This is a genomic window from Moraxella tetraodonis, assembly GCF_022359095.1.
GTDB classification, from domain to species: Bacteria; Pseudomonadota; Gammaproteobacteria; order Pseudomonadales; family Moraxellaceae; genus Faucicola; species Faucicola tetraodonis.
The window spans coordinates 1-21,203 of sequence record NZ_JACSYB010000003.1 but is presented as its reverse complement, the minus strand read 5'-3'; the positions used below and the strand labels follow the sequence as shown (position 1 = coordinate 21,203).

Sequence of the window (21,203 nt, the reverse complement as noted above, 5' to 3'; positions counted from 1 at the left end):
CGTGACTGGGTGATACTGTGCTATTGAAATTCTTTAAACGAGGCGGCACTGATGATGATAGACGCACCTTAGGTGGCAGTGCCGTTAAAAATTATCTACTGGGTACCAACGATCAACCTCGTAAAAAAGCGCGTTTACTATTGGGTGATGCTGATGAAGTCACTGAGATTATTAATGGCTTGCCATTTGCCAAAGTTTATACCTCAGGCTGTCTAAGCTTTCATGAAGATGACAAACTCACCGAAGCTCAAAAGTTTGACATCATGGCCGACTTTGAAGCCATGATGTTTGTTGGTCTTGAACCGCATCAATACACCAGTTATTGGGTTGAACATACCGATAAAGGTCGGGTCGAGCTTAACTTTGTCTTTCCGAATGTCGAGTTGATATCGGGCAATCATCTACAAGTCTATTATCACAATCGTGATTTGAACCTTGTTAATAGCTGGAAAAATTTGACCAATGATAAGTATGGTTTTATCAATCCTTCTGATTTAGAAAACCGTCGGGATGTGACTCCCAGTATTGGTCCAAATCTGTTGAAAGACTGGGATCAGTCGAATAAGCAAAAAATTATCGATAAGCTCAAACACTACCAAAGCATTGAGGATTTTAAACAACAACTCACCGATGTGGTACTAACTCAAGCGGCATTGCGACAACAAACCGATGAGCCTTTAACCTGTCAAGATGACGTTGCAAAATTGCTTGAAGACTTCGGTTTCGAAATCTCTCGCAGAGGCAAAGACAGTATCAGTATTAAAAACCCTGACCCCACCAAAAAAAATATAAAACTTAAAGGTGTCATTTATGAGCGAGACATCACCCAATCCATTATTAGCTACATTGCACAACGCACAGGCCCAAACCAAGCAGCAAATCCAATCCCAGCAGGAACAAGAGAAGACCAGCTTAGAACAGCAGAAACAATTTTTCCAAGCGAGCTTGAAAAACGTCGAGAACGATATTATCAGCGGTATGACGAAAATTTGCGAGCTGCTCGAGCAGTATCAAAAGAGCAGTCGAAGCTTAAGCGACAGTCATCTAAAGCAGCATCAAAGCTGGCTCAATCAGACCTGTCAGACCTTGGAGAGCGCCAAACAGGCCTTGCTTGGGATGTTGGAGCAAATGGATCAGCTCAAGCAGCAGACGAGCGACGATTATCAGCACATTCAAACTCACCTGACGGAGCAGGGCAATCAACTGCGTCAAGCCATAACCAACGAAACACAAACCACCCTGCAGCATCACCAACAGCAGCAACAAATCCTACGGGTGCAGATGGAGGCGAATCATCAAGCGGATATCGAAGCTATCGAGGACAGCCAACAACAGAGCAGGGCGCTGATTGGGCAAATGGCACGCAACAAACTGCGCCTAGGAATCGTAATGGGCAGCCTATTGGGGGGATTGATACTGCTGATGCTGATTCTGACTCTGATGAATTACAGCCAGTACAAGGATTGGCAAGAGACCAAGATCTTGGTCGACCAAAGTCAAAAGGAGCTAAGCTTACTCAATCAACAAATCAATCGTACACCACTTCAATATCAAGCCCAAGCCCTTACGGATATCCAGGCGGTGTATGGTGGTGGTATCAATATCACTCCCAAAAATCCAAAAAACGCCGTGTGTCAGAACAACAGTTTTGGCTATCCGACTTTATTTATCAGCCAAAACCCGTATTACCGTCCCAATTAGAGAAAAATAACCATGCAACCCATTACCACCCAGCAACTCATTACCGAAAGCTTAAACAAGCTGTCGAGCGATTTGTACAGCCAAGTGAGCCAGACGCTCAACCAACTCAAAGAGCAGCAACCGCAGACAATCGACAAGATGGTACAAAAACATCTGGCATTGATGTTGCCCAGCTTATATCAACAACTGTTAGTACACCTCGACCAACAGATACAGCAAAAAACCCAGCAACACAACCAGCAAATCAACGAGTACTTGAACGAATTAGACAAGCTTCAGACCGCCGAGATAGAAACACTGAAAAAAGGACAAGAAGAATTTCAAAACTTGCAAGACAAGATCCAATCAACCTTGACCCGCTTGGATGTTATACAAATCGTCGACGAAAGCGAGTTCGAAAAGTCACTGACAGATTTAGAGGCTTCGATAAAGACATTACAGAGCAGTATATCGCAGAGCAACAGCGAGCAGCAAAGCTTAGAAAGCTTAATCAGCGAGCTGGAAACGTTAAAAACGGATTTAGTGGACAAAGTGAGCGAATTAACAAAGTTGCAGTCGGATTTAACCAGTTACACAATGCAGTTAAAGCAATTATTGAGTTGATCATCAATTTACTCAAGCGATTATTTAATAGCCTAAGCAATCAATTTAGCAATGTGGTTAAAATCAATACTGAGACCAAGCAGCCATTATCGCCTCAACAGAAAACCGATTATGTTAATAGCCGTCCACAGAGTTTGGGCTGGTATAATGAGCTCAAAGATGAAGTTAAAACACTGCCAAAAGAGCGCAAAAATGATAACGTACCAAGATTTAGAATGAGATAATGTGAGACAAGAAAGATTGGTATTTAACATAATGAATGATGGGTGAAGTCAAATTGAATTAAGTTCTAAGTCTAAAATGTTCATAAAGACATTCAAAAATTTGTTTATTTCCTTTATTTGTGTTTGTATGGTCAGTACATAAAAACTTTAACCTATTCAATAAATTAGGAAAATTATGGCAACGACTTTTCATATAGCAGGTGTCAACGGTAGCATTGAGGGCAATGGCGAACAAACTTTGGTGATGATACATGGTTGGCCCGATACCCAAGCACTGTGGCAAAACCAAGTGGCTTTCTTTAAAAATGACTATCGTTGCGTCACCTTTACGCTGCCTCTATTTGATGAGCCACAGGCTCGCCCCAAGGTGTTTTCATTAGAAGACATTATTGATACCATTCGTCAAGTGATTGACTATGTCAGCCCTGACAAGCCGGTGATATTGATGGTACATGATTGGGGTGCTATTTATGGCTATCAATATGTGGTACGTTATCCAAAGAAAGTCAGCCGCTTAATTGGCATTGATGTGGGTGATGCCTATAGTGAAGAGTTTAATGCTAGTTTAACGGTTAAAGATAAGCTGGTGATTGCAGGCTATCAGCTGCCATTAGTGATTGGTTTTCGTTTAAATGGTAGCATTGGTAATAAAATAGCCAGAACAGTAGGCAAAGTCCTAGGAGCACCTGCGGCATCTCAGACGATCCATGCGAATATGGGCTACCCTTATTATGTGGCGTGGACAAAGGCAAAGGGTGGTTTTAAAAACTTACAATCGATTAACTTTACCTGTCCTTACCTGTTCGTCTATGGCACACAAAAACCTACCATGTTTCACTCTGAAGCTTGGCTTGTTAAAATTACGCAGCAACCTAACAATCAGGTGAGCGGGTTTAAGACATCACATTGGGTTACTGTCGATAAGCCCACACTGTTTAACCATACGGTATTAACATGGCTACAACGACTTGACTGATATATGCTGAAGAAAACGGAGGAATTTATAAGGTTATTTTTCATTAGAACACTTAATAATATTGAAATTGGAGTAGGCAACTAATTGATTTTAAAAATATTATTTTAACATAACAAGTATTGGGCAGGTTGAGTTTGAAGATGAATCAGTTAACAATAGTGCTGTCGTAATAGGATAAAATATAATTCCTTGAATCTAAAACAAGCCAGTGACTACGCTAAGTAAAACTGCACGGATGCTTAAAATGTATTACCAAACCCACAGTTTAGTAGTCAAAACATTAAACGCAATTCATTTTACCTTGAAAAATCAGCGTTTGTCTGATTAGCTAAAAACTCTTATAGTCACGCCTCAAGTTTTTTAACAAAAGCGAATCAACTATGAGCCAAATATTTGCGCAGGCAACTCCACGAACCCAAGCGCCATACCGTAACGATGTAGTAGGGTCATTTTTACGCACTGACGCGCTAAAAAATGCCAAAACCGAATTGCAAACTGGCAAAATCAACCAAGCGGCATTTGACAAAATCCTAAAAGACGAAATCTAAAATCTTGTGAATCTACAAAAACGCCATGGACTGCACGCCGTGACCGATGGTGAATTGAGCCGCGTGTGGTGGCATTTAGATTTTTTAGCAGGACTAAATGGCATTGAGATGATTAGCCTTGAAAAATTTCCTGTTGCGTTTAAGGGTGCGAAACCTAAGGGTAACACCATTGCCATTGTGGGTAAAATCGACTTTAGTGACGACCATCCCTTTGTCAAAGCCTATCAACTTTTAAAGGATTGTGCGGGTAATTACCCAACCAAATTCACCATCCCATCACCCAGTATGCTGCATTTATTGGCTTGTATACGTGATGAAAATTACCAGCCGATTGACCTTTATCAAGAAGAAAGCCAGCTATTTGATGACATTGCTAACACATACATTAAAGCGTTAAACAAATTTTATGCGTTAGGTCTACGTAATTTACAACTTGATGACACAAGTTGGGGGCAGTTTTGCTCGCTCGATAAACGAGCGGAATTCGAGACTCGTGGTATTGATTTGGATAAGGTTGCTAAAAATTATGTGACGGTACTCAATCGTATTGTAGATGCCAAACCTGACGATATGCAAATTACCATGCATATTTGTCGTGGTAATTTTCGTTCAACTTGGTTTTCTGAAGGTGGTTATGCTCCTATTGCTGAGGTGTTGTTTGGTACCTGCAGAGTAGATGGTTTTTTCTTGGAATATGATAGTGAACGCGCGGGAGATTTTGCACCGTTACAACATATCAAAAATCAGCAAGTTGTACTAGGTCTAGTTACGTCAAAAACAGGCGACTTGGAAGACAAAAACGTTATTATTGAGCGGATTAAAGAAGCAGCCCAGTTTGTAGATATTAACCAGTTATGTATAAGCCCCCAATGTGGTTTTGCCTCAACCGAAGAAGGTAATATTTTGACTGAAGAAGCTCAATGGGCAAAACTCGATTTAATTAAAGAGATTGCCGATGAGGTATGGGGTAACTAGTGACCTCTGCTGTCAACAATGGAGAAAAAAACTTGGTAGATTGATGTTATTTTATTTGACTTTGACGATGGCTTCAGCTTTGAATGTTTAACTGTATTCTTTTCTTAGTCACGATAAACTTCTGTTTAGTATTCTAGGTTACCAAATATTTTCTTCCGTTTTTTTCAGCATGCATCAATCAGATTTAGTTATGCCTACCAAACTTTAAATTAATTGAGTAGAACGCATTGCTTTACACAACAATACTTTATACTTTCCTATTGTCATGTTTAAATAAAACCGCTTAAAAACAATCTGATAATAAAAAAGGTACTTAACCTATGATAATGAATAAAAACGTGAATAATAAATGGCATGCTGACCCATTTTTCAACAAGCCACCCACACAAGACAGATGTCTCAAGGTCAAGCTCAGCTGCCGATTAAGTACTTTGATGCGTCAAGCCTGATTGCTTTTTTTATGGTGGATTATGACAAAGCAGTCAGTGTATTGGACAATCCAAAGTTAAAGGTTGCCAAGCTTATAGGCAATAAAGCGCTATTTAGTCTAGCTTTCTATGATTATCGTGAATTAACTGATGGTGAGCCTTATCACGAAGTTGCATCAAGTATGCTTGTCTATCCTGCAGACCAAGACACACCTGCTCATCCATTGATGGAAATGACATTACCACCAGATCGACGCAATACCGGTATGTGGATTTGTGATTTACCGGTAACCACTGAAACTGCGTGTCGTGCAGGTAAAGAATTATGGGGCTACCCGAAATTCGTCACCGATATTGATTTTAATTTAAACGATAAGGATTTTAGTAGTTCTGTCAAACATCCAGAGAATCCTCAAACATCCATCTTGTCATTATCAGGTACGATCGGCGTCTCAGTTACCGCCCCTTGGGCAGACTTAGTTTTATATTCAATGTTAAACGATGCGTTAATACGGGCAACCGCAGATACACGTACATTAAATGGCGCTAAAATTGCCACTAAAGGTAATCTTAAGCTAAGTGTTGATTCAACGAACAGTCACCCAATGACACAAAGGCTCAATAGCCTTGAGTTAAATGGCGCGACACCTTTTTCAGTCAGCTTTACTGATAGCTTGCAATTGCGTTTAAATGAAGGCGTAATTTTTGATTGATAATTCGAACTTCAAAAACCTGCTTACAGGGGTCACCACAGAAAACGGAAAAAATAGGGCGGTAAGGAATTTTATCGAATTTTAACACCTTCTAAAACAAAGACTTACTGACTTTGAGTATTTTTAAATCAATTTAGATTCCATTAGGTCGCCATATGTAGAGCATATCACCAGCTCGCAAAGCTTGAAGGCAGTTTTCTAGTTGAGGACGTTTATCTTTTACTGAGGATATTTACTCTTGAAAGATTTTTTCACAACCACAGGTAGTTAGTGCGTCGAGTTGTAAATCAAGGGGGTGTTGGTCAATCGTCAATGTGCGAGCATAGCCGATTTTCATAAGTGCCCTTGCGATTGTTTATAAAGCAAAGTATAAGGCTTTATTGTAAGATATTTAATAGATGAGTTGTTATACAAAAAATCGCTAGAATAGCTATTTAAAAACTGTGAAAGTAAAATGTCTATTAAACCCTGGTTTTTTAGACACTCCGTAAGCCCCCGACCATCCCACCTATTTCACCGTAAACTAAAGCGAGATAATGTCCATGATTTTCAGTAAATGGACATTAAAATGGCAACCAACAAACCCAGACGCAAGACCTACAGGGACGAATTCAAAGAATTTCTAGTCCAAGAAGCGATAAGCTCAGGACGGTCTATTGCCAGCATAGCCAGAGACAACGGCATCAACCGAGGGCGTTCAAAACTCTGTGTCAAGTGAATTAAAGATTAATCACATCATCTAACCGACCAGGGAAATGGATAGACAACTGCATCATGGTTTGTCCCCAATTGTTAATTGGCATTGTCCATTTCTCCGACGCATTTAACATACCAACATATAAAAGTTTAAGCAAGCTGGTTTCATTAGGGAAAGCCCCTTTAGTTTTAGTTAGCTTACGAAATTGGCGATGTACCGCTTCAACCGCATTGGTTGTATAAATCGGCTTTCTGACCGCATCGGGGTACTTGAAATAAGCAGAAAGCAAATGCCATTTGTCTCGCCAAGAAGCAATCACAGCAGGGTACTTACTGCCCCAGAGTCTATCAAGCTCATCTAAAGCCAGTTCAGCCGAATCTTTATTGATTGCCTTATAGACAGGCTTTAAATCACGCATGAAAGCTTTCTGATCTTTACTTGCGACATAACGAATACTGTTACGGATTTGGTGAATCACACATAGTTGTACCTCGGTATTAGGAAAGATAGCCTGTATCGCTTCAGGGAAGCCTTTAAGCCCATCGACACAGGCAATCAGAATATCTTGTAAGCCACGATTGTGTAAGTCAGTGAGCACCGATAGCCAGTAATTAGATCCTTCGCTTTCGGAGCAGTACAAACCAATGAGTTCTTTGTGACCCTCGGTATTCAGTGCTAACAGCGTGTAAACAGCTTTATTAACATAGCGTCCTTCGTCTTTAACCTTGTAGTGGACGGCATCGAGCCAGACAAACGGATAAACGCTATCGAGTGGTCTTGATTGCCAGGCTTTAAGCTGTGGGATAAGACTATCAGTAATATTGCTAATGGTGGCTTCAGAGACTTCCAATTGGTAAATCTCAGAGATGTGGTCTTTGATTGCCCCATAGCTCATGCCATGCGAGAATAGAGAGAGAATGCGGTTATCAATTTCAGGGGTGAGCTTAGTCTGATGCTTTTTAACCAGTCACTCAGGCATAGCCTTCGTCTTGCGCTCGGGCGAAGCGATGCTTCGCTATTTCCTCGCTCAGGTTCAAATTCCCCATTACGGTCACGTGGTGTTTCAAGCTCAAAGCTGCCAACGGCTGATTTGACGGTCTTTTTGCTGTAGCCGTTACGGCGATTGTTACTTGGGTTTTGCTCAAGGTGGCTGTCTATCTCAGCCGATAGTGCCGCTTCGGTGAGTTGCTTTATGAGCGGGGCAAGGACACCATCACTGCCTGTGATGGGTTTACCAGATTGAATAGCTTTTAAGGCTTCGTTAAAGTCAAAGTTTTGCATGTTGTCATTCCTGTTTTATTTGACAGTTTATGGGAATGACACAGTTTTTTGAACACTACCCCCTTCCGAGATAATGAGGATTAAAAAGACTTAAAACTCGACAAAATTCCTTAGCATACTATTTTTTCCGAATTCTGTTCTAACCCCTTCTTGAGCGATTTTTAGTTGTTTTTTAAGGTCTTTAATTTTATCGAAGGCAGCTATGAGTTCAGGACTATAATTTTGTATGCCTGTAAGCGTACCACTTTCAGCTTTTCTGTGCCAGTTTGCTAGTGTGTTCATAAGAATGCCAAGTTCTTTAGTCGTTTGGCTGATGTTGCCGTTATTTTCTTTGATTTTAGCGATGGCTTCAGCTTTGAAGGTGTCGCTGTATTCTACTCTTTTCTTACTCATGGTAAACTCCTGTTTAGGTTATTAGTTTACCAAATATTTTTGTCTGTTTTTTTCAGCATACATCAATATTATATCTGAAATGGAAAACTTGCTTTTCCAATTCGTAAATACTTAAATTATTGAATAAGCCCGTTGACTATGAAAATATTGATATACAAGATATTCAAACAGTAAAAGGGCTAATTATGATGGCACAAACCCTATATGAAAAAATTTTATCATCTCACATTATCAAAGAGCTCGGGGATGATCATGTTCTATTGTATATTGACCGCTCTATTTTAAATGAATATACCAGTCCACAAGCATTCACGGGGTTAAGAGAAAAAAACCGAGCTGTTCGCCATCCTAAAAACTTTCTGCTCAATATCGATCATGTGAATCCTACTAAACCTGTACGAGATAAAGTCATGCGCGATGCTAGTGGGCAAAAACAAGTTGATTATTTTAGACAAAATGCTGCTGACTTTAACATCGAACTATTTGATGTCTTAGATGTCAGACAAGGCATAGAGCATGTGGTCGCACCGGAGCAAGGACTTGTAATGCCGGGGATGGTGATTGCCGCAGGCGACAGTCATACCACGACTTACGGTGCCTTTGGGGCATTAGGATTTGGCATAGGTACGTCTGAAATAGAGCATTTATTGGCGACACAAACCCTGATATATCGTTGTTTAAAAACCATGATGGTGACCGTAACAGGCGAATTGGCTTTTGGCTGTACTGCCAAGGATATCGTCATGGCTTTGATTAAACAAATCGGTGCATCCGGTGCGACGGGTTATGCTATTGAATTTACTGGCGATACTATACGCAATCTTAGCATTGAGGGGCGAATGACCCTATGCAATATGGCGGTCGAAGCGGGTGCTCGAGGTGCAATCATTGCCCCTGACAACAAAGTATTTAGCTATATTAAAGATAAACCACAAATGCCGACAGGAAAATTATGGGATCAAGCTGTTGCCCATTGGCAACAGCTTGCAAGTGATGCTGATGCCAAGTATGACAAAACCATTGAACTAAATTGCCAATCTCTTGAACCCAAAGTCACTTGGGGTATCAGTCCAGACCAAGCCTTGTCAATCAATGAGCAAATTCCTGATCCACAGCATGAGACTGAGGCTGTCAAGCGTTTAGCAATGCAAAAGGCGCTAGCTTATATGGATTTAAAGCCAAATACACCCCTGCGAACTATTAAAATCACGCATGCTTTTATTGGGTCTTGTACCAATGGACGGATTGAAGATTTAAGATCAGCTGCATCTATATTAAAAGACAGAAAAATTGCCCCGCATGTCAGAGGGATGGTTGTGCCGGGTTCGACCCAAGTGCGTCTGCAAGCGGAGCGAGAGGGCTTAGCTGACATCTTTATGAAAGCTGGCTTTGAATGGCGACAGTCAGGCTGCTCAATGTGTTTAGCCATGAATGAAGATGTGTTAGCGCCGGGTGATCGTTGTGCATCAAGTACCAACCGTAATTTTCCAGGACGACAAGGGGCAGGGGCTAGAACTCATTTGATGAGCCCTGCCATGGTGGCTGCCGCTGCTATTGCAGGACATCTAGAAGACGTGCGTATTTTTATGTGGATGGAAGAATCTTATGCAAACATTTAATCGATTGACAGGTATTATTGCCCCCTTACTTGAATCAAATATTGATACCGATGTTATTATGCCCAAACAGTTTTTAAAGGGCATTGATCGTCAAGGATTGGACAAAGGTGTGTTTTATGACCGCAGATTTCTAACTGATGGACGTATGAATCCCTGCTTTATCTTAAATCAGCCCGAATACCAGCCAGCTACTTTTTTAGTGGTTGGTAAGAATTTTGGGTGTGGCTCAAGCCGTGAACATGCCGTATGGGGGTTACAGCAATTAGGCATTCGAGCATTATTTGGAACGACGTTTGCAGGGATTTTTGATGATAATTGTTTGCGAAATGGGATTTTAACCGTAAGCTTGGATCCAACTACTTTGGATAAATTAACCCACATTGCCAACAATCCTAATAAAAACCAAATTACGGTTTCATTAGAATCGTGTGAAATCCAAACCTGCGAGGATAGTTTGTTATTTGAGATAAGTCAGGTTAAAAAGAATATCTTAATGAGTGGCGAAGACCTTATAAACTGGACCTTAACTGATTTATCCAGCATTGAGCAGTTTGAACACCAGCATTATATGGCTAACCCTTGGCTAAAACGTGTTTAGGCTGATTGACTAATTTTAAGTGAGCAAACTGTGACAATTCAACAAGTTGATACTCCTTCATTGGTGAAGGGCTTTACCGAATATGATGCCCATTTGTCTAATGGGATTACGCTGCGTTTCGCTGCTGCCGGTCAAGGTGAGACACTAGTGTTATTACATGGACACCCGCAAAATCACGCAACTTGGCATAAAGTCGCCCCGATATTAGCCAAGCAGTATTACGTTATCCTACCAGATATTCGAGGTTATGGTGATAGTGACAGACCGCCCAGTGATAATACGCATCGAGCGTATTCAAAAAGGGTTATGGCGCACGATATCATTTTACTAATGGATGAGCTGCAAATTACCAATTTTTACTTTGTCGGGCATGACCGTGGTGCTAGAGTCGGGCATCGGCTAGCTCTAGATTACCCGAGCCAATTGACCAAAGCGGTGTTCTTAGATATTGCTCCCACCGCTACTATGTATGCGATGACAAATAAAGAATTCGCCACTCGTTACTTTTGGTGGTTTTTCTTGATCCAGCCACAGCCGCTACCTGAAAAGCTAATTGGGGCAGACCCTGAGTTTTTCTTAAGAAAACATATTGATGGGCAGTTGAAAACACCCAATGCTTTATCGGATGAGATTTTCAAAGATTATTTACGTTGTTATGAAAATCCAAAGATGATTCATGCCGTTTGTGAAGATTATCGAGCGGCAGCAACTATTGATTTATCAGATGATGATAGTGACCAAGACAAGTTAATTCAATGTCCCTTATTAGTACTGTGGGGTAGTAAAGGTACTGTGGGTCAACTGTATGATGTATTAGCAATCTGGCAGCAAAAGGCAGTCAATGTGGAAGGAATGGCTTTAGATTGTGGCCATTCACCTCAAGAAGAAATTGCCGATGAGTTTTTGCTACACTTACAGAAATTTTTGCAACAAAACTAAATCAAATGTCAACTAGCTTACTCAATCAATCTTTTCTTACGTCCAATTTACCCTATACCGAGCTACCTTGGCCCAATGCCAATGATTTGTATATATTTATCAGTGTAGTCAGACACGGCAGTTTCTCGCAAGCTGCCCGAGAGTAATCGCCGAATTCTATGTGCGTCCCCCAGTTATATCGCTCAATACGCTTCGCCTAATTCTATCAATGAGCTGGCATCTCATCACTGTTTAGTGATTCAAGAAAGGAATCAAGCCATTGGCAATTGGTTACTGACTAATGGTAGTGAGCAAATTAATGTGCCTGTGAGTTATCAATATACCACTAACAGTGGCAATATTGCGTTAGACTGGGCCTTACAAGGCAAGGGTGTCTTACTGCGGTCGCAGTGGCATGTCCAACCTTACTTAACGTCAGAACAACTCGTTCAATTATTGCCCGAGTGGTATCAACCCGCAGATATTTGGGCAGTATTTACTCAACGACCATCGAACTCTGCCAAACTAAATTTGTTAGTTAATTTTTTAGCAGATTATTTAGAGAAGAACTTAAATAAACTATCTTAAAGCAGATAGCAATATTCATTGATGACTATCAATAACAACACTTGTTAATATTTAGAAGATAGTCAGTAACTATTTGATTTTAAAAAATTATTTAACATAAAATAAATTGTGCGAAATTATAGATGAAGCTATTAAGCGTTACAAACCAATTCTAGCCACTGTTTTAATTCATCTAAATCAAATGCAATTGCGCTATAGCTCAAACAAAGTAAACTTTCAGGTAAAAAGTCATCAAATTTTTCAAGAGACTTTAGCGGCACTTGTTTTGCTAGCTGTTCAGCGGTTGGCAGTCCCTGCCTCAATATACGTTTTAAACACCTTTGGATTTCAGCGGCAGAAATTTTATCTTCATCATTTGCAGATTTACGTATATCAATTACACCACCATCATTACCAACCATATAACCAGATTGCGCTAGTAACGCGACCAAGGCATTATTTGCTTTATCACCTAACCAAGTAAAAATATAAACCGTTGAGCCTGCTTCAATTAGCCAATTGTTATTCAAACCAAGTTGGTAAAAATTCTCGATACTTTCGTTGAATAATTCTTTAGCAGTTGGATTAATATAATCCCTTTTTTCCCCATTTACCACAATGCAGTAATCCCGCTGCATAAAAATTTTCAGCATCTCTTGACGAACAATTGTATGCACACTTAGACTACCACCGCCAAATAAAGGCGGAACACCCCCTTTAGCACGTTCAACGATGACAATTCTTTTGTCACTATCAATGAATGTTACTAACCACTTTCTACCCCCAAAAACAATATATTGCTGTTCAACAATCATTGAATCAATAGGGAGCGTACCTAAAGGTTTACCTTGATAAATGATTTGATATTCTTCAGGTGTTTTAAAGGCGGCATAAAAACTATAATGGCTAGTTAGTTTTTCACCAACGATACCAAGCGTTATTTCACCACTGCCAAGTTGAGTTATCAGTTGCATTTGACCCATATGAGTCAGTAATTGTTTAAAGTGTTGCGTATTAATATTTTGGAATATGCCTAATTGGCAAAGTAATTTATAAAGTTGCTCCGCCCGAATACCGCCCCACTGAGCAATGGTGGCTAATATCTGATGAATTAGGGTAGAGAAATGGTATAGTGATGTATCAGCGGGTTCATACCATTGATTAATCAATAAGCCAACCATAGCCAGTGATTGAATTAAACCCAAACGTAGACGGTCTGGGATAGCGGTATCTACGGTAATCTCACGCTCAGAGATTAGCATCCTAAGTTTTGCAGGGTCGCCCCTTCGCCCTGCACGACCCATACGTTGACGTAAGCTGGCAACCGAGTGCGGGGGCGTCACTTGTATGACAGAATCTACTTTACCGATATCAATACCCAGCTCAAGCGTCATGGTACAAAGTGCGGTGGTTGGAATTTTTTCTTGTTGCAGCCGATGCTCAAGCGTCTCTCGCAATTCTTTTGCTAAAGAACCATGATGTGGAAAAAATTCATTGGGTACATGGTTCACTTCACACATATCACTTAGCTTGGCTGATAGATACTCAGTTCTACCACGACTATTGGCAAACACCAAATGATTGCCTTTACGACAGAATTTATATAAGTCAGAAATCAATAAATCGGGGTCTTCTATAATTGCTTCGGATGTATTTTCAGCAAATTTGTCTAAAGAAATCGGAAGGATTTGTTGAGTATTTTCTGATGGATTTAGCTCTCTAGTAGGCTCTTTGATGAGATAACCACGCACTTGTAGCTGAAGCTGACTAGATGTTTTGTCGTCTTTGATTGTTTTACATGGGAAATACTGATTTTGGTTGGGACGCAAAATATCAGGAATGGCTTCTAAATTACCTAATGTTGCACTTAAGGCGACTCTAGGGATTGGTCTATCCAAGCGTCCCAGTAGATGCTCTAAACGAGTGAGCAAGGATAATAACTGTTGTCCCCGCTCCATACCGATGAAAGCATGAAATTCATCAATACAAATATACGTTAAATTGGCAAATGCTGTTTTTACCCAACCAGATTGGCGCATCATTAACGATTCTAGCGATTCTGGGGTGATAAGTAATATACCACTTGGATTTCTTCTCAGTTTGCCTTTATGACTCTGTGAGCTATCCCCGTGCCATGGCGTGACAGGGATTTGGGTGATTTCAGATAAGCTCTCTAAACGGCGATATTGGTCATTAATCAAGGCTTTTAATGGACTGATATATAAAATACCAATGCCCTCTTGATTATCAACAATAGCGGAGCAAGCAGGCAAAAAGAAGGCTTCAGTTTTTCCCGAGGCAGTTGATGCACTGATAAGTACGTCAGTATTCTTCGAGAGAATAGGGTCAATCGCATCCTGTTGGATGGGACGTAAATCTGACCAACCCTGTTTAAAAATCCATTGCTGAATCCGTCTATCAAGGCATTGATAAGATGACATGGCTATCTCTATCTTCTAGCATCACAGTTTAAAGTCAGCAAAATCATCATCCAAATCTTCATCATCAATCGCTATATCCATATCCGAAGGCTTTTCTTCTTCAATATGGATATCGCCAACTAATTGTTGCCAACTGATTTGTGGGTTTTGTTCAATCACGGCTAACATATCTAAAAATGCTTTAATGGTATTACGAGGGGTTCTAAAATACGCTTCACCAATGGTTTGTTGGCAATGAGCTAAAAACTGCTGAATCGCTTCATCAGGCACTAAATAGTTGCCTTCATCGCCTTCTGAAAAGACATGACGGATGTTTTTTAACAAGATATAGAGTTCTTCGGGTGTTAAATTGGCTAAATGCAACGCAGGCGATGAGTAGTCAATCACTCCTGCTTGCTTGGCAAAGTTATTTTGTGCCAAACGAGATTGTAAGGCTTCATAGCTATATAGTCCTTTTCGAGGGTCAAGTAAAAATTCAGGCGTACCACCAAGCAAAAACCCTAAGTGCTCGGCAGTGCCTTGCAAACAGTCATTAAGCATACGCAGGATTTGCTCATAGTTTGACATGCGAGCCTGGCTACTGTTTAATTTATAAAGATTGACCATTTCATCAAGATTGACTAATAACCCTGCATAACCCGCTTGACGCACAAATAAACTTAATAACTTTAGACTGTCATAAAAAGAGTTGTCTGAGATAATAGTACGCACACCCAAGTCGTTTTTGGCATCGGTTTTAGTTGTGTATTCGGCTCTTAGCCATTTGATGGCATTATTTTTAAGGATTTCATTATCTTGCTCATGACCATACCAGTAGGCTTCAATCACTTGAGCGAAATCGTAACCGCCGACCATGTCAGTTAAGGCGTTTAATCGTTGCTGAATGACTTGAGCGACATTTTGCCCTTGGCTATCGGCTTGTTTGCGTGCTTCGGTAATAAATTTTTCAACGACACTGGTTAAAGCATTGCCATCGGGTTTATTACGAGTGGCAAGATTTTTCATGAGCTCAGCGTATAGATTGCGAGCTTGTCCTGCAGAAGCATGCAGACGGCGGTCGGGTGATAAATCAGCATTGACCGTCACCAGTTTTCGCTCAAGGGCAATGGTACGAATCACGCTTAAAAAAAACGTTTTGCCAGAGCCATATTCACCAATAATCAAGCGAAATGCCGAGCCACCGTCTGCAATACGGTCAATGTCTTTGATGAGTGCTGATAGCTCATTGACTCGTCCGACTTGAATGTGCTGAATGCCAATCTTTGGGGTGACCCCTGATTTTAACGATTGGATAATGGCATCTCGTTCTTTACTGCGTATACGTTTTTCGCTCATGGGCTATCCTTCATTTTTAGTTTTACAGTGCTTGTAATTCTTCAACGATCTCAAAATCAATATAAATCATTTCTTCAGCATCAATGACAGGGGCATCAACGCTGTCGTAAGCCCAATCATTTAACACTTCAATGACCGCATCAGGCATCATATTGGCGGGTCTACATAACTCCGTAAATTCTTCATATGACCATTTTTCTTTGCTGATGAGTTGTTGGAATAATTGTTCATAACTGCTCTCAAGCCCGTTAGCATTGTAGGTTTGGTTAGCATGGACAGGTTTACTACCCGATTCTGGTTGAGGTATCGCCTCTAGAGTCTCTTCACTGTCTTGGCTCGCAAAAATTTGGGCCAGTAGAGTTTGAGCGTGTAAGGTATCTTGCTCATGTTTGGCTAATACATCCTGATTAATCCCCCCTGCCTGTGGCATTTTAGCCTGCTCATTGAGAGTGGTTTCAGCACTTCCAGATGTATTAGTTTGCATTTGGTGGATATCACTGGTCAGTTGTGATCTGTCAAAACCTAAACTGGTATAAAGTTTCTCTAATCGTTTGATTTTTGCGTTATCGACTTGACCTTCTGCCATTGCAATACGCAAAATATAACGTTTGACAATGTCTAAAGCATTAGTAGGCAATGCGGTCAGACGAGATTTTAAACCTTGGGCATTATTGGGTGTATTCAGTTGCCAAAGTAAATAAGCTCTTAAGCTCATTTTTTCATTGTCAGTTAAACGCTCTTGTTGGTCAATCAGACTGACCACCGTCAGCACTTCTTTTTCTGACACTTGATTATCGTTTACAGCAACCAATGCCCCGATTCTAAGCATCACAAGGACTTGGTTAAAAGTAGTACTTGGTTTGATAAAATCTGGCATAGGCTGATATAGCACGATATAACCGTCAGTCTTAAGTTTTTGTTGGTGTAAATTGACATCGGGCGCAATGGCAAAACCTGCCTTATTGGCTATGGCTTGCATAAAATCAATGTCTTTTTTGCCAAGCGTTTTGGGTAAATCTCTTCCCACATGTTCCCAAAAATCCGACACCCATACCAAGCCTTCTCCTTGTTCTATGATTTGCCTAGCCCATTGGCTAAATTCTTTTAAAATCGGCTGTTGCTTGGCATCGACAAGATCTTCAGGCATCAATAACAAAGCCGATAAATCGGTTTTTTGATTACCTTCCTTGGCTAAATAACGACTGAGCGGATTTAACAGCTCGGTGCAGCCATCAGCAATTTCAGCCAGTCGTTTAATAGGTGTTGTTAGTCTACTAGGGTCTGGCAAGTCACCTACATTGATATTGACATTTTGCATGAGTCTGCTAGCAGGACGATAATCAAATTTAAGGCGAGTTTTATTTTCACTGACTTCAAGACCTCTGCCAAAAGCTTGTTTATATCTGTGGTTAAATAATTGCTTAAACTCAATTTCACAGCGTCTTGCGGGCGTTTTTAACGAATAATTTTCTGAGAATTTCAGCCATGCTAAGGCTAATGAAGCAGGAATAGGGCGTTTTTCTACGACCGTTTTGGCTAATTCAAACCGAAATGATTCGGCATTCATATTCTCGTCATCTTCACTCTCGTCCACGGAAAATAAATGCGGACGGCTAAACTGCATGAGCGTTAAGAAGTTGGTAGCATAGTATTTAAACGACTGGTTATGGCTGTAAATCGCTAATAGACGCTCGACTTCCTCATAAATTTGAGCAAATTCATCAATGCTTACGTTATCATTCTCTAAATTGGTGATAATCCGATACTCAAGTCCATAAAAATAGATGAATACATAACCGATTGGCATATTAGGATAGTCCCGTTTTGACGCCAACCAATCTAAATACACGCCTTTGCATTGTGCAGATAGTTCTACGTAACTCGGCCAATAGCCTAGCGTATCATCTTGATAGACGTTTTGAGAAGACACGGTGAAATTTGTATGTCCACTCACCCCCATATTATTAATTAATAATGAAGGTTCAATAGTAAACCGCCCACTTCTTGGCATTGACCAAGTATGATAAATCAACCCCTTTTTAATCGTCCGACCTTGGATGGTTAAAGAAGCGTCGTATGTTAACCATTGAGCTTGAGATTGTGGTTCACTGCGAGTCGGTCGGGGATAAAGTTGAACAGGCATGGAATTAAATTCATTGGGTTGGTCAATCTCAGACTGATGATGCGTAGAATGCGATGAAATTGTAAAATTAGCAAAGTCATCATCTTGGACAATGGGCCGAGAATGACTACTTGAATTGGATGTACCTGCGAATTGATTTTTTTGGTTTTCTGATGCGTGTTGATTTCCTAGGTTTTTTAGGAATTCACTACTCTTGGCGATTAAAATTTTTAGTTTTTGCATAGTAGATTAAAAGCTATCCGTAAATTTAATTTTTTGGGAGCTATCTTAATAAAGATTCACATGCGCTCAATATTATTTCGACTCAAATTTATCTATAAAATATATCACTTTTTAAGTGGGATATTTTTCCTTAATTAATTCATTTTTAAGTTTCTAAAAAAATATGATGATTAAAGCATTAAAAGGGGTTAGCACAGAAAACGGAAAAAATAGGGCGTTAAGGACTTTTGTCGAGTATTTTTAAGTATCCTTTACTTGTCTAAAAAACGTCGGTTTTTTGGTCACTTCCATTTAGACGAAGGACAGGGGCAAACTGCCACTATTTTTGTCAATTAACTTGTCTATTAAATAGCGTCTAATAAACCCTGTAGTGGTATAACAAACCTAGACAGTTAATAAGAGATTATAATGCCTTAAGTAGAGGGATAATCTCATGACAAAAGTAAGAAATCAATACTCAGCAGAATTTAAACTTGAACTCGTGAAACTGATTGAAGAGCAAGGACAGAAAGTTCCTGATGTTGCCAGTCAATACAATGTTGGCAAATCAACTTTGGAAAAGTGGCTTAAACGCTACCGAGCAGAACAACAAGGCAACCCATTAGTCAAAGGCAACGCCCTAACAGAAGAACAACGAGAAATACAGCGACTAAAAAAAGAAATCACCCAGCTTAAACTAGAGCGAGATATTTTAAATGAGGAGGGATAAGCGAAGCACTAAGGTACTCCCCAATGTCTAGACCAAATAATCACAAAATTAAGATAGAATTGAGTTGATAAAACACAGGATTAACCGAACTATTGTTTAAATAAACCTGTGCAGGTGTATGATAATCGAGCGACTGATGCAACCGCTCATAATTATAAAACTCAAAATAGTCTTTCAAACCAGCTCTAGCTTGGCTAACGGTATCAAACTGGCGTAAATACAATACTGCATGTGAGTTTTTTGCATCAAGAGAATTATATAGTTCGTTTATGCTATTAATCTGCTTTAGAGAATTATTTTCAAAGACTTTATCAAAGATAGACATGTTTTAAATTACCATTTTTAAATTCATAAACTAAAAAATTTTGAAACTCTAAAACTACTTTTTTTACATAGTTCACTTTGATTATCGCGCAAATTGACGGAATTCCTTAGATTTTAATATGATTCAAGTTCTGTGCTAATCTATGTAAGAAATGTCATATAGTGCTAATAAGAAAGTTATTTCGAGTTATAGAAATCATCAATCCATGACCTAAGTTGTTTATTTAAGCAGTCTTGGACTTCGGAAATAACAACTAAATTTGGATTATATAATGCGTAATATGCCCCATATTTTTCATGAAAGCCACCTATATTTTGAACTTTGCCTTGATAGCTATTTTCTCTTAATAAATCAAGATATCCGTTGTGCCAATGTTCGATTGCTAAATTATTTAATATTTTATCAAACTCTGTAACATAGCCGATTGTTTCAAGTTTATTTATAGCAGTTATGATATCTTGTTGTGAATTAGCTAAGGAAATTTCCATGTTATTCATTATTAAATCCTATTTATGAAAATTTATTGAGTTATTGAGAGTAACAAATCAAGTTAAGTAAGAGAAATTTCATTTTACTTTTTCAGAATTACTAAGTTAATAGTTTATTAACTTACCTGCCTTATAAGGATTTTAAAGTTATCAAAGATTCTAGCGATAACTTGTTCTTTTGGTTCATTCCAAAGCTTAGATAAATTATCCATCACTGGCATAACTTCGCCAGGAAAAATTGGCTGATTTTTATTTTTAATAAATGGGCCATCAGTTTCAGTGATGATTCGATTTTTGGGAATTTTGCTGACGAGCTGTTTTCCTTTGCTGTTTGAAAGCATCTTCTGATTTACTGAAAACCAACAACCATTAGCTATCGCCCTATTTAATTGAATCTCATTTCCCGTGTACCAATGTAGGATAGGTATTCCATTAGAAAAATGTTTTTCTAAACAGTTAAGTACGCTATCCACAGCCTGAAGACTATGAATGGTTAAAATTTTAGGAGTAGACTTATTCGATTGTATAACAATATGCTCAAAAACTTTCTGTTGAATCGGTTGAAATTGTTTTAGTGAGCGCGAGCCATCTAATCCTATTTCACCTATATATTTTGTGTCGTCCACTAATAGGTCAAATAAATCTAGTTCTTCACTACGTTCATGAGCTATCTGTGGATGCAAACCAAGAGCTGTTTGAATTCTTTGATGGTTTTCTGCAAGTTCCTTTGTACCGAACCATGCTTTAGGTGTTGTCGTGACTGATAGGATATAACTTGAAGCATCGCATAAAGAAGCGACTTTATGCGGATTTTCATATAAATCCAAATGGCAATGCAGATCAATCAATGGGTACATTAGACAGTTACATCCAAATTTTGAGTTTGTAAATAATTTTTCACTTCACCCATTCCCCTTAAAACAGTATCGATAATGCTCTGACGTTCAGTTTTCTCCAATGGTAATGAACCAGACCTTGCCACCCAAATATTTTTATTCGAAGCATTTTCTAAACTCTGAATAGCGACAATCATAGACATCAAATCGTCTCTATTATTAGGGTTTTTGATGACATCGTTTAAAATTGGGAATTGGTATGGTGTAGTATCATTATAAGTAGCTGTATTAAAAGAAGCTCGCCTAATCAAGCATGGCACACATCTGCCGCATTGAGTACCTGAGCGTTTCCATTTACCACAGGAAACTGTATCAACGGCAGCTTTTTTCAGTAAAGTCTGATTTTGGCAGTCTACTATCATCTCACCCTTTGTTTTAAACTGGTAAGGGTTCAATAGCTTAA

18 protein-coding genes and 3 pseudogenes are annotated in these 21,203 nt (G+C 39.5%); 12 read left to right on the top strand and 9 right to left on the bottom strand.

Features of this window, described 5'->3' with window-relative positions:
- The first annotated feature begins 17 nt into the window (after window positions 1–17).
- From H9W84_RS11190 to H9W84_RS12210, 6 genes are all read left to right on the top strand, one after another.
- Window positions 18–2,528, top strand: a complete 2,511-nt coding sequence (locus H9W84_RS11190; protein WP_239743876.1) for a relaxase family protein — start codon at window positions 18–20, stop codon at window positions 2,526–2,528.
- Window positions 2,529–2,703: 175 nt separating this feature from the next.
- On the top strand, window positions 2,704–3,504 hold the full coding sequence (locus H9W84_RS11185) for an alpha/beta fold hydrolase (protein WP_076777044.1): 801 nt from the start codon (window positions 2,704–2,706) through the stop codon (window positions 3,502–3,504).
- A gap of 380 nt (window positions 3,505–3,884) precedes the next feature.
- A complete protein-coding gene (locus H9W84_RS11180; RefSeq protein ID WP_239743874.1) occupies window positions 3,885–4,052 on the top strand; it encodes a hypothetical protein in 168 nt (55 codons plus the stop codon).
- Between the two features lie 6 nt (window positions 4,053–4,058).
- A complete protein-coding gene (locus tag H9W84_RS11175; RefSeq protein ID WP_239743872.1) occupies window positions 4,059–5,027 on the top strand; it encodes a 5-methyltetrahydropteroyltriglutamate--homocysteine S-methyltransferase in 969 nt (322 codons plus the stop codon).
- A 394-nt stretch (window positions 5,028–5,421) separates the two neighbouring features.
- Complete coding sequence (locus tag H9W84_RS11170; protein WP_239743870.1) at window positions 5,422–6,168, top strand: acetoacetate decarboxylase family protein; 747 nt, start codon at window positions 5,422–5,424, stop codon at window positions 6,166–6,168.
- Between the two features lie 556 nt (window positions 6,169–6,724).
- Window positions 6,725–6,886, top strand: coding sequence for a transposase (locus H9W84_RS12210; protein WP_095356956.1), 162 nt, complete (start codon window positions 6,725–6,727; stop codon window positions 6,884–6,886).
- 1 nt (window position 6,887) lies between these two features.
- Here H9W84_RS12210 and H9W84_RS11165 read toward each other — a convergent pair.
- Together H9W84_RS11165 and H9W84_RS11160 are read right to left on the bottom strand one after the other, a co-directional pair.
- A pseudogene (locus H9W84_RS11165) lies at window positions 6,888–8,146 on the bottom strand (IS256 family transposase).
- A gap of 147 nt (window positions 8,147–8,293) precedes the next feature.
- A pseudogene (locus H9W84_RS11160) lies at window positions 8,294–8,539 on the bottom strand (transposase); the annotation flags it as partial.
- A gap of 185 nt (window positions 8,540–8,724) precedes the next feature.
- Here H9W84_RS11160 and leuC point away from each other — a divergent pair.
- From leuC to H9W84_RS11135, 5 genes are read left to right on the top strand one after another with little or no spacing between them, the layout of a single operon-like run.
- A complete protein-coding gene (gene leuC, locus H9W84_RS11155; protein ID WP_095356964.1) occupies window positions 8,725–10,158 on the top strand; it encodes a 3-isopropylmalate dehydratase large subunit in 1,434 nt (477 codons plus the stop codon).
- Window positions 10,145–10,756 (top strand): 3-isopropylmalate dehydratase small subunit, encoded by a 612-nt coding sequence (gene leuD / locus H9W84_RS11150; protein ID WP_239743868.1) that lies wholly within the window; start codon window positions 10,145–10,147, stop codon window positions 10,754–10,756. Before leuC ends, leuD begins: the two co-directional genes overlap by 14 nt.
- A 30-nt stretch (window positions 10,757–10,786) precedes the next feature.
- Window positions 10,787–11,695, top strand: a complete 909-nt coding sequence (locus tag H9W84_RS11145; protein WP_095356962.1) for an alpha/beta fold hydrolase — start codon at window positions 10,787–10,789, stop codon at window positions 11,693–11,695.
- Between the two features lie 5 nt (window positions 11,696–11,700).
- The gene (locus H9W84_RS11140) at window positions 11,701–11,841 is read left to right on the top strand and encodes a helix-turn-helix domain-containing protein (protein WP_143822855.1); all 141 of its coding nucleotides are present in this window, start codon (window positions 11,701–11,703) and stop codon (window positions 11,839–11,841) included.
- A complete protein-coding gene (locus H9W84_RS11135) occupies window positions 11,828–12,262 on the top strand; it encodes a LysR substrate-binding domain-containing protein (RefSeq protein ID WP_095356961.1) in 435 nt (144 codons plus the stop codon). The genes H9W84_RS11140 and H9W84_RS11135 overlap by 14 nt, the downstream gene beginning before the upstream one ends.
- 131 nt (window positions 12,263–12,393) lie before the next feature.
- On the opposite strand, the gene H9W84_RS11130 is transcribed toward H9W84_RS11135, so the two are convergent.
- Genes H9W84_RS11130 through H9W84_RS11120 form a run of 3 tightly spaced genes read right to left on the bottom strand, consistent with a single transcriptional unit; the run spans window position 12,394 to window position 18,382 of the window.
- Entirely contained in the window at window positions 12,394–14,682 is a 2,289-nt protein-coding gene (locus tag H9W84_RS11130) for a DEAD/DEAH box helicase (protein WP_144918832.1), read from the bottom strand.
- 21 nt (window positions 14,683–14,703) lie between these two features.
- A complete protein-coding gene (locus tag H9W84_RS11125) occupies window positions 14,704–16,017 on the bottom strand; it encodes an ATP-binding protein (protein ID WP_095356959.1) in 1,314 nt (437 codons plus the stop codon).
- Window positions 16,018–16,039: 22 nt separating this feature from the next.
- Window positions 16,040–18,382 (bottom strand): tellurite resistance TerB family protein, encoded by a 2,343-nt coding sequence (locus H9W84_RS11120; protein ID WP_239743866.1) that lies wholly within the window; start codon window positions 18,380–18,382, stop codon window positions 16,040–16,042.
- 433 nt (window positions 18,383–18,815) lie between these two features.
- Between H9W84_RS11120 and H9W84_RS11115 the strand changes: the two genes are divergently transcribed.
- Complete coding sequence (locus tag H9W84_RS11115; protein ID WP_095356957.1) at window positions 18,816–19,091, top strand: transposase; 276 nt, start codon at window positions 18,816–18,818, stop codon at window positions 19,089–19,091.
- A gap of 40 nt (window positions 19,092–19,131) precedes the next feature.
- On the opposite strand, the gene H9W84_RS12150 is transcribed toward H9W84_RS11115, so the two are convergent.
- From H9W84_RS12150 to H9W84_RS11095, 4 genes and pseudogenes are all read right to left on the bottom strand, one after another.
- Window positions 19,132–19,416, bottom strand: coding sequence for an integrase core domain-containing protein (locus tag H9W84_RS12150; RefSeq protein ID WP_256999136.1), 285 nt, complete (start codon window positions 19,414–19,416; stop codon window positions 19,132–19,134).
- A 176-nt stretch (window positions 19,417–19,592) separates the two neighbouring features.
- Window positions 19,593–19,913 (bottom strand): hypothetical protein, encoded by a 321-nt coding sequence (locus H9W84_RS11105; protein WP_239743864.1) that lies wholly within the window; start codon window positions 19,911–19,913, stop codon window positions 19,593–19,595.
- Between the two features lie 107 nt (window positions 19,914–20,020).
- On the bottom strand, window positions 20,021–20,761 hold the full coding sequence (qatD, locus tag H9W84_RS11100) for a Qat anti-phage system TatD family nuclease QatD (RefSeq protein WP_239743862.1): 741 nt from the start codon (window positions 20,759–20,761) through the stop codon (window positions 20,021–20,023).
- Window positions 20,761–21,203, bottom strand: a pseudogene (locus H9W84_RS11095) (Qat anti-phage system QueC-like protein QatC); the annotation flags it as partial. The pseudogene H9W84_RS11095 and the gene qatD, both read right to left, overlap by 1 nt.